The organism is Pantoea sp. CCBC3-3-1 (assembly GCF_007981265.1).
Taxonomy (GTDB): domain Bacteria; phylum Pseudomonadota; class Gammaproteobacteria; order Enterobacterales; family Enterobacteriaceae; genus Erwinia.
In genome coordinates, this window is record NZ_CP034363.1 from 3,858,597 (window position 1) to 3,873,529 (window position 14,933).

Sequence of the window (14,933 nt, forward strand, 5' to 3'; positions counted from 1 at the left end):
AATTAGAGTCCTTTACTCCGCGTAGTCGCCTGCGAAATATCCAGATACTGTGGCGCAACCGCACCGGCAAAACGCCGTTGGTGCGCTGCCTGTTGCGCAGAAGCACAGCCCTGTTCGCCGAGGAATTTGATCTGTTCCTCTTCCCAAACTGCATCCAGTGCCGCAGGCGTATCATCGCGCCCCTCTTTTGCTACCTGAGGAGCAAGCGCAGCGGTCTGAATTTCTGCACCGGAAAGGGTCAGCAGCAGGGTAAACAGTTCGCCATAAGGACTTTGCCGCTGTTGCAGCCTTGCCGCCAGCAGCGCCAGAATCGGCGCAATATCCTGCAAACCTGTACAGGCACGTTCCGGCCTCAGGCTGGCGAGGTATTCGAGATAGAGCGGCAAAAAGTCTGGCAGCTCTTTCGCATTCAGTTCGAGTCCGTCGGCACGATACTGATCCAGCAGATCGATCATCGCCTGACCACGATCGCGCGATTCGCCATGAACATGTTCAAACAACAGCAGCGATGTTGCACGACCACGGTCGAACAGCTCGCAGTAGTTAGCCTGCACGTCCAGCAGCGGGCGGGCGCACAGCCGGGTAATAAACTGCGTTAGCGTATGGCGATCTCGCTCGTTTAATTCGCTGGCGGTAGCCAGCGCCTCGTGCAGTTCATGCTGGTTTGCAAAAAGCGCCTCATCCGGATAATCCAGCAGGCGACCAATCACACGTAAGGCGATCATGATGCATCCTCCGGCAAAGCCTGTTGTTGGTTATCGTTGTGCCCGGTCTTGCTGCTGATATCGATGGCATCGATTCGACGGCTGTTAAACAGATTGAATTTACCGTCGCTGCCGTGGCAGCCGTCACCAAAACTAAAGCCGCAGCCTTTGCTTTCCGGAAACGCTTCCCGTGCCAGTTCACGATGGCTGGAAGGCACGACAAAGCGATCTTCATAGTTGACAATCGCCAGATAACGATACATCTCCTGAGCCTGCACTTCGGTTAAGCCAACCTGTTCCAGCGCGCGGATATCAGAAACCCCTTCTACCGTTTCGGCTCGCTTATAGTGACGCATCGCCAGCATCCGCTTCAGCGCCAGCAATACCGGCGCGGTGTCACCAGCCGTCAGCAAATTAGCCAGATACTGCACCGGGATCCGCAGGCTTTCGACATCCGGCAGGATACCCGTATGCGCCAGCGCGCCTGCATCTGCCGCCGACTGAATCGGTGAAAGCGGCGGGACATACCAGACCATCGGCAAAGTGCGGTATTCCGGATGTAGCGGCAGCGCCAGCTTCCATTCCATCGCCATTTTATAGACTGGCGAGCGCTGAGCGGCCTCGATCACGCTTTGTGCTACGCCGTCCTTCAGCGCCTGAGCGATCACCGTTGGATCGTGCGGATCGAGAAAAATATCCCTCTGACGCTGATAGAGATCCGTTTCGTTTTCCGTCGAGGCGGCCTGCTCAATTTTATCGGCGTCATACAGCAGCACGCCCAGGTAGCGGATACGCCCAACGCAGGTTTCGGAACAGACTGTTGGCTGGCCCGCTTCAATACGCGGATAGCAGAAAATGCATTTTTCCGACTTGCCGCTTTTCCAGTTGAAGTAGATTTTCTTATACGGGCAGCCGGTCAGACACATGCGCCAGCCGCGACATTTATCCTGATCGATCAGCACAATGCCGTCTTCGCCACGCTTGTAGATAGCGCCGCTGGGACAGGTTGCCACGCAGGCCGGATTCAGACAGTGTTCGCACAGCCTCGGCAGATACATCATAAAGGTGTGCTCAAACTGGCCGTACATCTCCTTCTGCATGTTATCGAAGTTCTTATCCTGCGAACGTTTGGAAAACTCACCACCGAGGATCTCTTCCCAGTTCGGACCGTTTTCGATCTTCTTCATTCGTTGACCGGTGATCAGTGAACGAGGTCGCGCTATCGGCTGATGTTTGCCGCCCGGCGCGGTATGCAGATGCTGATAGTCGTAATCAAACGGCTCGTAATAATCGTCCAGCGCCGGGACATCCGGGTTTGCAAAGATCTTCGACAGCAGGCCAACGCGATTACCCATGCGCGGGATCAGCCTGCCGTTGATCTTGCGGATCCAGCCCCCTTTCCACTTCTCCTGATCTTCCCATGCGTGGGGATAGCCCACGCCCGGCTTGCTTTCGACATTATTAAACCAGGCATATTCCATGCCTTCACGGCTGGTCCAGACGTTTTTACAGGTCACGGAACAGGTATGACAGCCGATGCATTTGTCGAGATTCAGTACCATGCCGACTTGCGAACGAATTTTCATCGATTTTTCTCCTGCTGGCTGCCCTGACAGTCATCATTGCCTTCACCGTCTAACCAGTGAATGTGGTTCATTTTGCGTACAATCACGAACTCATCGCGGTTGGATCCGACGGTGCCGTAATAGTTGAAGCCATAGGAAAGCTGCGCGTAGCCACCGATCATGTGGGTCGGTTTAGGACAGGCGCGGGTCACAGAGTTATGGATGCCGCCGCGCTGGCTGGTGATTTCCGAACCGGGAATATTCACGATGCGTTCCTGAGCGTGATACATCATCGTCATACCCGCCGGAATGCGCTGGCTCACAACCGCTCTTGCGGTCAGTGCGCCGTTGGCGTTGAACGCTTCAATCCAGTCGTTATCGACAATGCCCAGCGCCTGCGCATCCTCCTCGCTCATCCACACAATTGGCCCACCGCGCGACAGCGTCAGCATCAGCAAGTTGTCGCTGTAGGTAGAATGAATGCCCCATTTCTGATGCGGCGTCAGAAAGTTCAGCGCCTTTTCAGGATTGCCGTTTGGCTTCTGGTTCAGCAGCGGTTTCGCCGCGCGGGTGTCGATGGGCGGACGATAAACCAGCAGGCTTTCACCAAAAGCACGCATCCATTCATGATCCTGATAAAGCTGCTGACGGCCGCTGAGCGTGCGCCATGGGATCAGCTCATAGACGTTGGTGTAACAGGCGTTATAGGAAACGTGTTCATCTTCCAGACCGGACCAGGTCGGGCTGGAGATAATTTTGCGCGGCTGCGCCTGAATATCGCGGAAGCGGATCTTTTCATCTTCTTTATTCAATGCCAGATGGCGGTGATCGATACCGGTGATGTCGCTCAGCGCCTGCCACGCTTTCACAGCGACCTGACCGTTAGTCTCAGGAGCCAGCGAGAGAATGACTTCGGCAGCATCAATTGCGCTGTCGATATTAGGGCGTCCCGCCGCCGGGCCGCTGGTTTTGATGTAATTGAGCTGTTTGAGGAAATCGACTTCCGTCTGGGTATTCCAGCTAATGCCTTTCCCGCCGTTACCCAGTTTATCCAGCAGCGGGCCAAGCGAGGTAAAACGCTCCCAGGTCGCCGGATAGTCGCGCTCAACCACGATGATATGCGGCGCGGTTTTACCCGGAAGCAGATCGCATTCACCATTTTTCCAGTCTTTAACGTCAAAAGGCTGAGCCAGCTCCGCCGGAGAATCGTGCTGAACCGGCAGCGTTACTACGTCGGTTTCCACGCCCAGATGTCCCGGACAGAGATCCGAGAAGGCTTTGGCAATGCCTTTATAAATTTCCCAGTCGCTTTTCGCTTCCCAGGCGGGATCCACCGCCGCCGACAGCGGATGAATAAATGGATGCATATCCGACGTATTCATGTCGTCTTTTTCATACCAGGTTGCCGTAGGCAGCACGATGTCGGAATAGAGGCAGGTGCTGGACATGCGGAAATCGAGCGTCACGACCAGATCCAGCTTGCCTTCGCCGCCGCAATCCTGCCATTCCACCTCTTCCGGCTTCACGCCGCCCTGCACGCCCAGGTCTTTACCCTGAATGCCGTTCTCGGTGCCGAGCAGATATTTCAGCATGTACTCGTGCCCTTTGCCGGACGAGCCAAGCAGGTTTGAGCGCCAGACAAACAGGTTGCGCGGAAAGTTCTGTGGATCGTCAGGCTGCTCCGCTGCGAAACGCAGCGAGCCTTCTTTCAAACTCGCAACGGTATAATCCACCGGGGAGAGACCGGCCGCCCGGGCCTGTGCAGCAATGCGTAGCGGATTGGTATTGAGCTGCGGCGCAGAGGGTAACCAGCCCATTCGCTCCGAGCGCACGTTGAAGTCAATCAGGCTGCCGCTGTAGCGCGTCGGGTCGGCCAGCGGCGAAAGCAGTTCGCGCGTCTGCACCGTTTCATAGCGCCACTGGCTGGAATGGTTGTAGAAAAACGAGGTGCTGTTCATATGGCGAGGCGGACGCTGCCAGTCCAGCGCAAACGCCAGCGGCGTCCAGCCGGTTTGCGGCCGCAGCTTTTCCTGCCCGACATAATGTGCCCAGCCGCCGCCGCTCTGCCCTACGCAGCCGCAGAAGATCAGCATGTTCATCAGGCCGCGGTAGTTCATGTCCATGTGATACCAGTGGTTCATACCCGCACCCACAATGATCATTGAGCGGCCGCGTGTTTTTTCCGCGTTTTCAGCAAATTCACGGGCAATACGGATGATGTTCTGACGCGACACGCCAGTAATCTGCTCGGCCCAGGCCGGGCTATAGGCTTTTATCTCGTCGTAGCTTTGCGCGCAGTTAGCGTCATCCAGCCCGCGATCCAGACCGTAGTTTGCCAGCGTTAAGTCATAAACGCTGGTAACCAGCGCTTCGCTGCCGTCGGCCAGCTGTAAACGTTTTACCGGCAGCTTGTGCAGTAGAATTTCATCCAGCGCGACGCTGTTGAAATGTTCGCTTATTGTGCCGCCAAAATAGGGGAAGCCAACGTCAACCACCTCGTCGTGGCTGCCCAACAGGCTGAGTTGCAGCGTGACTTCCTGCTGAGATTTGCCTTCACGCTGTTGCAGGTTCCATTTGCCCTTTTCACCCCAGCGATAACCAATTGAGCCCTGCGGTGCCACCAGCTCGCCGCTGGTCTGGTCAAGGGCTACCGTTTTCCATTCAGGATTGTTCTGCTGACCGAGGTTCTCGACCAGGTCGCTGGCGCGTAGCTGGCGTCCTGCGGCGTAGTAGCCGCCTTCACGCGGCTCCAGCAGTACCAGCATTGGCATATCGGTATAGCGACGTACGTAATCGCGGAAATAGCTGACTTCCCGGTCAAGGTGAAACTCTTTCAGCATCACGTGGCCCATCGCCAGCGCCATTGCGCTGTCGGTGCCCTGCTTCGGATTCAGCCACTGATCGCACAGCTTAGCCACTTCGGCATAGTCTGGCGTGATCGCCACGGTTTTGGTGCCTTTGTAGCGCACTTCGGTAAAGAAATGGGCATCCGGGGTACGGGTCTGCGGAACGTTCGACCCCCAGGCGATGATGTAGGAGGCGTTATACCAGTCTGCCGATTCCGGCACGTCGGTCTGCTCACCCCATGTCATTGGCGACGCGGGCGGTAAATCGCAATACCAGTCGTAAAAGCTCAGGCAGACGCCGCCAATCAGCGACAGGTAGCGCGCGCCCGCAGCGTAAGAGACCATCGACATCGCCGGGATCGGTGAGAATCCCACAATGCGGTCCGGGCCAAAAGTACGGGCGGTGTAAATGTTGGACGCGGCAATCAGCTCATTCACTTCCTGCCAGCTGGAGCGGACAAACCCGCCGCGTCCGCGGGCTACCTTATAGCTTTTAGATTTTTCAGCATCGCTGACAATCGATCCCCAGGCCTCAACCGGATCGCTGTGCCGGGCTTTGGCTTCGCGCCAGAGCTGGATGAGTTTCTTGCGCATTAACGGATATTTCAGCCGGTTAGCGCTGTAGAGATACCAGGAATAGCTGGCACCGCGCGGGCATCCGCGAGGTTCATGATTCGGCAGATCCGGCCGGGTGCGGGGATAATCTGTCTGCTGCGTTTCCCAGGTTACCAGGCCATTTTTGACATAAATTTTCCAGCTGCACGAGCCGGTACAGTTGACGCCATGAGTAGAACGCACGATTTTGTCATGCTGCCAGCGGCTGCGATAGCCGTCTTCCCAGTCGCGGTTGGTGTTGAGGGTCTGGCCATGATTGCCAGAAAAAGGCTCCGCGAGCTGTTTAAAATAGCGGAACCTGTCGAGAAATTTGCTCATCCGGACTTCTCCTGAAGGCGAGGAATTGACATTGCTAAGGTGCGACAGACCCATAAAAACGGATCTGTCCAGGACGGCCTATGCGATTTTTTTACGCCCGTAAACCAGCCAGGTGATACCGACACAGATCAGGTAAAACACCAGGAAGATTTTCATTGCGGCGGTTGGTGTGCCGAACAAACTCAGCGACAGCCCGAAAGTCTGCGGGATAAAGAAGCCGCCCAGCGCGCCGATTGCCGAAATAAAACCCAGCGCGGCTGACGTTTCGGTAACGGCTTCATGCTGTGATGACTCTTCACTCCGGCCTTCGGCTTTACTTCGTTCAAGCGTAAGCCTGCGGAAGATCACCGCGATCATTTGGTAAGTCGATCCGCTGCCGAGGCCCGCGGTCAAAAACAACCCCATAAACACGGCAAAAAAGGCGCCAAATGAACCCGCATGATTGGCATCCGGCAGCGTCAGGAATAGCAGCGCGGCGAACAGCGTCATCAGCACAAAATTGATCAGGGTGACGCGGACCCCGCCAAAGCGATCGGAGATAATACCGCCCGCTGAACGGGCTAACGCGCCGAGGAAGGGGCCAAAAAAGGCGTAATGCAAAATCACAACGTCAGGAAACTGGGTTTTAGAGAGCATGGCAAAACCCGCGGAGAAGCCGATAAACGATCCGAAAGTCGCCAGATAAAGCACCGCCATAATCCACAGATGGCCGCGTTTCAGCACCGGCAACTGTTCACGCAGCGAGGATTTTGCCGCCGCCAGATCGTTCATGCCAAACCATGCGGCAAGCGTGGCGACAGCCAGGAACGGCACCCAAATCCATGCCGCATTTTCTAACCAAATCGCCTCGCCACCGACCACGTTTTGCGCGCCGCCGCCAAAAGCGCCGAAAACAGCAAAAGAGATCGCCAGCGGAGCAACAAACTGCATTACGCTGACGCCAAGGTTGCCCAGGCCGCCATTGATACCTAACGCCCCGCCCTGCATAGCCTTCGGAAAGAAAAAGCTGATATTGCCCATGCTGGAAGCAAAGTTAGCGCCAGCAAACCCACACAGCAGTGCGATGACGACAAACGTACTGAACGCTGTCGTTGCATCCTGTACGGCAAATCCCAGCCACAGGCAGGGAACCAGCAGGATCCCCGTACTGAAAGCCGTCCAGCGCCGACCGCCAAACAGCGGGATCACAAATGAATAAGGCACGCGCAGCAGCGCGCCGGACACGGAAGGCAGCGCGGTCAGCAGAAAGAGCTGATCGGTAGTGAAGTTGAAACCGACTTTATTCAGGTTAACCGCGACGGCACTGAACAGCATCCAGACGCAGAAAGCGAGCAGCAGACAAAAAACGGAAATATACAGATTGCGATTAGCAATCCGTTTTCCCTGCTGCTGCCAGAATTCGTTGTTTTCAGGTTGCCAGTTCTGGATAACGGCAGCACCTTGTTGAGCAGGCTGTTGGGAAAGTTGCGACATAATATTCTCACTGGCTAAAATATCCGCGCATTTTGCTTAACGCCTTCTCAGGCCAGATTGACGCAAATCAACGCAGTGAGAGGTAGTAAATCTTCCGCTGTCGCTTCCCTCCTCCTGTTGGAAAAGCAGAAATAGCCTGTTAAAAACAATTAAATCAATCAGTTAAAAAAAACTTTCCGACCTTTTTTAAACTGAATAAAGCCACTCAGAAATTAAGGGTTACTCCTTTGGAGGTATAGGGTTATATCTTCTTAACAAAGAAAATGAGACGTTATCCGTTAAACTGCCGCAAGGTTCACAGGAGCACCTGGTGAAAGAAGAAGCCGCCTCGATATTACTGATTGACGATCATCCTATGCTGCGCAATGGCGTAAAACAGCTGATTGAGCTTGATGAAGCGCTGCGGGTAATAGGTGAAGCCAGTAACGGTGCAGAGGGCGTCGCGCTGGCTGAGCAACACGATCCCGACCTGATCCTGCTGGATCTGAATATGCCCGGTATGAACGGGTTGGATACGCTGGTCCAGCTGCGTACCATCGATCTTTCCGGTCGGATTGTGGTGTTCAGCGTCTCGAATCATGAAGACGATGTGGTAAATGCTTTGAAGCGCGGTGCCGATGGCTACCTGCTGAAAGATATGGAACCCGAGGATCTGCTAAAAGCGCTGCATCAGGCTGCTGCGGGCCAGATGGTACTCAGCGAGAAGCTGACCAATGTGCTGGTGGCCAGCCTGCGCGACTCTCGCCTGGCGGAAGAGCGCGATGTAGAACAGTTAACCCGGCGAGAACGCGATATTTTACAGTTGATTACGCTGGGCATGACCAATAAAGCCATTGCCCGCAAACTGTCGATTACCGAAAGCACCGTAAAGGTTCACGTTAAGCATCTGCTGAAAAAGATGAAGCTGAAGTCACGGGTTGAAGCGGCGGTGTGGGCGTTGCAAAACGGCTATGAATGAGAGCGATGTGTAACATTTCCACCGGCAATTGATCCCTGGCGGTCTCATTAAATGCAAAATCTTTGCGTGATGCGCTGGGTATTCGGAGTGCGTAAGGAAATGGCTGTCTGACCTTTGCAGGCCAGACAGCATCAACAGCGGGTTATTCTTTTACTGCCGGGCCAGTTTTGGCACCGATATGCAGGTATTCGTGCAGAATTTTATGTTTCACCATCAGGTAGAAAATGCCCAGACAGATAATCACTTCTGCAATTACCATTGACCATGCAGCTCCAATTGCACCGTACTGCCAGGCCAGGAAGCAGCACACTGGAATGTTCAGCAGGCCCGCACCCACGATAATCACCGTACGCTGACGCGTCAGACCGTGTGGGATCAGAATCTGCAAGCCAGCAGGATAAGCGATGTTGCCGAACAGGAAGCACAGCACCAGCACTTTCAGTACATCGACTGACGCCAGGAACTCTTTACCTAACAGAATAGTGACGATCTCTTCGGCAAAGAACCAGGTGAAGATAACGATAGCCAGGCTCAGCGCAAAGGAGAGTGCCAGGCTTTTGCGGCTCGCTTCGATTGCCGCTTTTTTGTCGCGGCCGAACAGGTAGCTCACTCGCGGGAAGAAGGCGTTGCCAATCTGCTCCGGCACGGAGTTTGCGGCTTTACGCAACCTGTCGGCACCGTTATATATCCCGATCGCATAGTGCGAGGTAAAGGTCGCCAGGATCAGCACGTTTACGCTGTTGAACAGGTTTGCACCCGCAATGGCGATAAAGATGTCGCCACTTTCGGCAAGACGCTTACGGATTTCGGCGATTTCAAACCGGTAACGGCCGATAACCTTCATCTCAACCACAAATTTAAGGGTGATCAGCGCGCTGATTACTGAGGTCAGTCCAGGAATCAGTGCCGCAAGCCAGGTATCTTCCGGGCCGTGAACCAGCAGGAAAGTCAGTGGAATGGCGCAGAAATTACCTAAGGTAGAAATGGTCGCCGTTTTGCCCAGTTTCTCATAGCCCTGCATCAGCCAGCCGAAAGAGAACAGCGAGCCAACCAGCGTGGTGGCATTTGCCAGCACCACCCAGAACAGATAATGCCATTCAGGATTGAACCAGGTCACGCTAAGCAGCACGCCTGCGGTTAGCAGGATCAGCATCAGCTTGGCGTTGAAGGTGGACCAGAAAAGGCAGGAAACCTGTTCTTTATCATCACGATGGTGCGCAATGCTTTTCGTGGTGAAAACGTTAAAGCCCCAGTCCGCGATCGTGCTGCAATAGAGCACGCAGGCGATGGCCAACGCCAGAACACCCATCTGGCTGACGCCCAGCGTTCGGGCCAGATAAGGCAGCGTAATCAGCGGGAAGAGTAGCGACGTCCCACGGTAGGCCAACAATGATAATATGTTGATAAGCAGTGACTTATCCAAAAATCTTCGCACGTAAAACCTCTAAATTTTCAAAACAGTTAAGAAACCGCAGGCGACTTAATTCGCCGCCGTTCGTCTCATTTCATTGGCGGTTCTTATCTTCTGAAGCAGAATAAATTTTGTGGTGTGTCGGAGCAGCAGCCTTTCTTTCAGGTTTTCAGGACTGATGGTTCTGCCCATATCGCGAATAGCGTTGATCACCGGGCGTGGCACATCCGTTCTGTTATATAAGGAGATGTAAATCATCAGCCTGAACGAGTGCAGCAGATAGTTTCTGCGGATACGCTGCGACAAAGGGCTGTTATCCGTATTCGCAAGCAGCATGTCTACGGATTTAGAAAAGGCTTCATAACGCGCCTGGAAATAGTGTTCAGGTTTGTGACTGTTGGTCAGAGAACCGTTACGCACACGCTGCCTGTAGTAAGTTTCGCGGCTGACCCATGCCTGACCGGAATGCAGGAAGGCGCCCAGCGTGAAGCAGTGATCTTCGTGTACCCGATCCTGGAAAACCAGTTGATGCTTAAGAACTAAACTTCTTCTGACGATATAGTTCCACGCCGCAGAGGTGTAACGGCTGTTGGCCAGAAGAGAAGAAAGGACTTCGCGGGCCTGCGTCAGGCCGGACAGCGTATGCTGAACTTTAAACTGCGTTTTTTCAGGATGGCCATCGACAAAGGTTTTGGAGTTGAAGCAAAACAGGTCGGTTGCCGGATGGGCTTCGATGACTTCACTGAATTCGCGGAACATACCGTCGCCAACGATATCATCCGGATCGCAGAAGAAAAGGTACTCCCCTTCCGCTGCGGCAATCCCGGTATCTCTTGCCAGACCAGCACCCTGATTGTGCGAGTTGATGACTTTTATTGCGGCATTGCCAGCATAGTGCTGCTCAACAAGTTCGCCCGTGCCATCCGTTGAACCGTCGTTTACCACGATGATCTCGTGAGGAATGGAAACCTGTCCTGTGAGTGAGTCGATACATTCAATAATATACTCACGCACATTGAATGCCGGTATGATCACCGATAATAAAATGGAGTTCATTGGATTACCCTTGCTTTTTTAATATGAGGTATAAAACATATTATCCTTTAGCAATTAACCGTGAAAAGTACATTCCACCAATGATAATTGTCAGGAAAAACACTACTTTATAGGAATATTCTCACTCGTCCTGTCAATATCCTCAAAACGACCAATGAACACGTTCAACTGTGGTCACGTTTTATCCGATTATGACCCATGTGTCGTTGCCGATGCGGAAAAAACGGTAAATTGCTTTACAGTACTGACAAGGTTCCTGGACAGCTGAATAACAGAATTCCCGAGTGGAAAACAGAACGCGCTGGCGCGGAAAGGGAATTTTCTGATTTTTAGCGAAAGGGTGGACATTTTCTTAATGTATGCCGCTGACCTGCATCCTGGCAGGCTGACAGCACAATGAGCGGTATTTGCGAATGAGGTTTTTCTTATCGCAAATCCGTTCCCGAAAATATCAATTATCATATTGCCACCATTTCAATCAGTGTCGCAGCCAGGCCAATTGTCAAGATGCTATGAAAAAGTACCGCAATTACATCATGAGGTCTAGCACAATAAGATTGCACAGACTTTTTAGGAATTATCTCACAAGAAGTTAATTTTTAAGTTTTTTCGCAAAGAATCACCTGGTGTGATTATTTAACTTTTTTATCTGGCAGTCATAGCAACAATTCACCTTAACGTTTTCATCCCGTCATTATTATTAATAATGCAGTGAGAAAAATTATACTGGGGAGGCGACGAAACCAGACTACATCAGGCCTCAGACCGTTAAGTGCCTTACCGGCTAAGCATTTCATCTGGCACAATAAAACAGCAGGGATTTTAAGGAGGTTAATTAAACCAGGTGAAAGAAGAAGAATTACTCAGAAAAATTTTTTTGATCGTCCCAGCAGGATTATAAAGAAGATTCCTGTCTTAAATAATTCTATCACCGTCGTTGCTTTGATTATAACTATTTATCAACCTGCCTGAAAATTACTGTCGTGTTTTATCTTAAAAAAACGATAATCAGAAATATCCCTGGTTTCGCTCTTCTGCTTGTCCGATATCAATGCGTGGAGAATTTCAACCCGGCGCTCGTTTAGCGCCCGTCGTAACCGGTGAGTGCTTTTTGCAGCAAGGCTTTTTTGAAACTTGCGGCAAGTCTTCCTGTTTTACCTGTGACAGCCTCTGTACTGCTGCGTTACTATAGCGACATTCACAAGGCCCTGGAGCCCACAACCAGCGGCAACCGGCTTGCTGCCTGTTACGCCAGCGCCCCGCAAATAACCGCCACGTTGAAGTAAAAATCAGTGATGTTCAGACAACGCAAACGCGGGATTCAGAAATCGCAACTGACTTTATATTCAATGGACTGGAAAAGAAGACCTGATGATGACCACAGAAAACCTCTCTTCGCACACCCCCATGATGCAGCAGTATCTGCGCCTTAAGGCTGAGCATCCTGAGATCCTGCTGTTTTACCGAATGGGAGACTTCTACGAGCTGTTCTACGATGACGCCAAACGCGCCTCGCAGCTGCTGGAGATCTCGCTGACCAAACGCGGCGCTTCAGCCGGCGAACCGATCCCGATGGCGGGCGTGCCACATCATGCCGTTGAGAACTATCTGGCCAAACTGGTTCAGCTTGGCGAATCGGTAGCCATCTGTGAACAGGTTGGCGATCCGGCGCTGAGCAAAGGACCGGTTGAACGCAAAGTGGTGCGTATCGTCACGCCAGGCACGATCAGCGATGAAGCGCTGCTTCAGGAGCGCCAGGACAACCTGCTGGCCGCTATCTGGCAGGGCGCGCGCGGCTTTGGTTACGCCACGCTGGATATCAGCTCCGGCCGCTTCCGCCTGGCTGAGCCTTCCGATCTGGAAACGATGGCGGCAGAACTCCAGCGTACCAATCCCGCCGAGCTGCTTTATTCAGAAGACTTTGCCGCCATGTCGCTGATCGAGAATCGCCGTGGCCTGCGTCGCCGCCCTTTATGGGAATTTGAAGTCGACACCGCTCGCCAGCAGCTCAACATGCAGTTTGGCACCCGCGATCTTACCGGCTTTGGCGTGGAGCAGGCTCAGCTTGCCCTGCGCGCCGCTGGCTGCCTGCTGCAATACGTTAAAGATACGCAACGCACCTCGTTGCCGCATATCCGCTCGCTGACCATGGAGCGCCAGCAGGATGGCATCATTATGGATGCCGCTACTCGCCGCAATCTGGAGATTACCCAGAACCTGGCTGGCGGCATTGAGAACACGCTGGCATCGGTACTGGATAAAACCGTCACGCCGATGGGCAGCCGCATGCTCAAACGCTGGCTGCATATGCCGATCCGCGATACAAAAACGCTGAGCAATCGCCAGCAAAGTATCGGCGCGCTTCAGGATTTCTCTGCTGAATTCACTCCCCTGCTGCGCCAGGTTGGCGACCTGGAACGTATTCTGGCAAGGCTGGCATTGCGTACGGCGCGTCCTCGCGATCTGGCAAGAATGCGCCACGCGTTCCAACAGCTTCCACAGCTTGATGCCCTGCTGATTGACAGCGAAACGCCTCATCTGCAAACGCTGCGTCAGCAAATGGGTCAGTTTGACGAGCTGCGCGATCTGCTGGAACGTGCCGTGGTTGAATCGCCGCCGGTGCTGGTTCGCGACGGCGGCGTCATTGCGCCAGGCTATAACGCCGAGCTGGACGAATGGCGAGCGCTGGCCGACGGCGCCACGGACTATCTTGATCGTCTGGAAATTCGCGAGCGGGAAAAGCTGGGGCTGGATACGCTGAAGGTGGGCTTTAATGCCGTACACGGTTATTACATTCAGGTCAGCCGTGGGCAGAGCCATCTGGTGCCGATTAACTATGTGCGCCGCCAGACGCTGAAGAATGCCGAACGCTATATTATTCCTGAGCTGAAGGAATATGAAGACAAGGTGCTGACCTCAAAAGGCAAAGCGCTGGCGTTGGAAAAAGGGCTTTATGAAGAGCTGTTCGATCTGCTGCTGCCGCATCTGGAAGCATTGCAGGACAGTGCCGCCGCGCTGGCGGAACTGGACGTGTTGGCGAACCTGGCGGAGCGTGCCTGGACACTGAATTTTAACTGCCCAACGTTTGCCGACAAGCCCGGCATCAAGCTGACCGGCGGCCGTCATCCGGTAGTCGAGCAGGTGCTGAAAGAGCCGTTTATCGCCAATCCGCTTTCGCTCTCGCCACAGCGTCGTATGTTGGTGATTACCGGGCCGAATATGGGCGGTAAGAGCACCTATATGCGCCAGGCCGCGCTGATTGCGCTGATTGCCTATATCGGCAGCTACGTGCCGGCAGAAGAAGCGGTACTGGGCCCAATCGATCGCATTTTTACCCGCGTCGGCGCCGCAGACGATCTGGCTTCCGGCCGTTCGACCTTTATGGTGGAAATGACCGAAACCGCCAATATTCTGCACAACGCCACGGAACACAGTTTGGTGCTGATGGATGAGATCGGGCGCGGCACGTCCACTTATGACGGCTTGTCGCTGGCCTGGGCCTGTGCAGAAAGCCTGGCAAACCGCATTAAGGCCATGACGCTGTTTGCCACGCACTACTTCGAGCTGACCACGCTACCGGAGAAGATGGAGGGCGTCGCTAACGTGCATCTGGATGCTATAGAGCACGGTGACACCATCGCCTTTATGCATAGCGTGCAGGATGGCGCAGCCAGTAAAAGTTACGGTTTAGCCGTTGCCGCGCTGGCAGGTGTGCCAAAAGAAGTGATCAAGCGTGCGCGTCAAAAGTTGAAGGAGCTGGAAACGATGTCTGGCAATGCGGCCGCCACTAAAGCCGATGGCCCACAGCTGCCGCTGCTGGTGGAGGAAACGTCCCCGGCCGTTGAAGCGTTAGAAGCGCTGGATCCCGATTCGCTGTCGCCACGTCAGGCGCTGGAGTGGATTTACCGTCTGAAAGCGCTGGTTTAAATCTGGAAGTGGCCTGCTACGCAGGCTGTTTTAGTAGCTAATACGGATTTACAGGCAATA

At 53.7% G+C, this 14,933-nt stretch carries 8 protein-coding genes; 2 read left to right on the top strand and 6 right to left on the bottom strand.

Annotated features, from left to right (window positions below; all coding sequences use genetic code 11):
• Positions 1 to 2: 2 nt before the first annotated feature.
• The 4 genes from narJ to EHV07_RS18055 form a co-directional block, all read right to left on the bottom strand.
• Positions 3 to 725: a nitrate reductase molybdenum cofactor assembly chaperone gene (gene narJ, locus EHV07_RS18040; RefSeq protein ID WP_147199541.1), complete on the bottom strand. Its 723-nt coding sequence runs from the start codon at positions 723 to 725 to the stop codon at positions 3 to 5.
• Positions 722 to 2,290 carry a nitrate reductase subunit beta gene (narH, locus tag EHV07_RS18045; protein ID WP_147199542.1) on the bottom strand — a complete coding sequence of 523 codons (1,569 nt, stop codon included), beginning with the start codon at positions 2,288 to 2,290 and terminating at the stop codon, positions 722 to 724. Before narH ends, narJ begins: the two co-directional genes overlap by 4 nt.
• The gene (locus tag EHV07_RS18050; RefSeq protein WP_147199543.1) at positions 2,287 to 6,048 is read right to left on the bottom strand and encodes a nitrate reductase subunit alpha; all 3,762 of its coding nucleotides are present in this window, start codon (positions 6,046 to 6,048) and stop codon (positions 2,287 to 2,289) included. The genes narH and EHV07_RS18050 overlap by 4 nt, the downstream gene beginning before the upstream one ends.
• Before the next feature lie 78 nt (positions 6,049 to 6,126).
• Complete coding sequence (locus EHV07_RS18055; RefSeq protein ID WP_147199544.1) at positions 6,127 to 7,521, bottom strand: NarK family nitrate/nitrite MFS transporter; 1,395 nt, start codon at positions 7,519 to 7,521, stop codon at positions 6,127 to 6,129.
• Between the two features lie 307 nt (positions 7,522 to 7,828).
• Between EHV07_RS18055 and narL the strand changes: the two genes are divergently transcribed.
• Positions 7,829 to 8,479: a two-component system response regulator NarL gene (narL, locus tag EHV07_RS18060; RefSeq protein WP_147199545.1), complete on the top strand. Its 651-nt coding sequence runs from the start codon at positions 7,829 to 7,831 to the stop codon at positions 8,477 to 8,479.
• A 142-nt stretch (positions 8,480 to 8,621) separates the two neighbouring features.
• Here narL and EHV07_RS18065 read toward each other — a convergent pair whose 3' ends face one another.
• Positions 8,622 to 9,914 (bottom strand): flippase, encoded by a 1,293-nt coding sequence (locus EHV07_RS18065; protein ID WP_147199546.1) that lies wholly within the window; start codon positions 9,912 to 9,914, stop codon positions 8,622 to 8,624.
• Positions 9,915 to 9,959: 45 nt separating this feature from the next.
• Positions 9,960 to 10,946 carry a glycosyltransferase gene (locus tag EHV07_RS18070; RefSeq protein WP_147199547.1) on the bottom strand — a complete coding sequence of 329 codons (987 nt, stop codon included), beginning with the start codon at positions 10,944 to 10,946 and terminating at the stop codon, positions 9,960 to 9,962.
• Between the two features lie 1,371 nt (positions 10,947 to 12,317).
• Here EHV07_RS18070 and mutS point away from each other — a divergent pair.
• Complete coding sequence (gene mutS, locus EHV07_RS18075; protein ID WP_147199548.1) at positions 12,318 to 14,873, top strand: DNA mismatch repair protein MutS; 2,556 nt, start codon at positions 12,318 to 12,320, stop codon at positions 14,871 to 14,873.
• Positions 14,874 to 14,933: the final 60 nt, after the last annotated feature.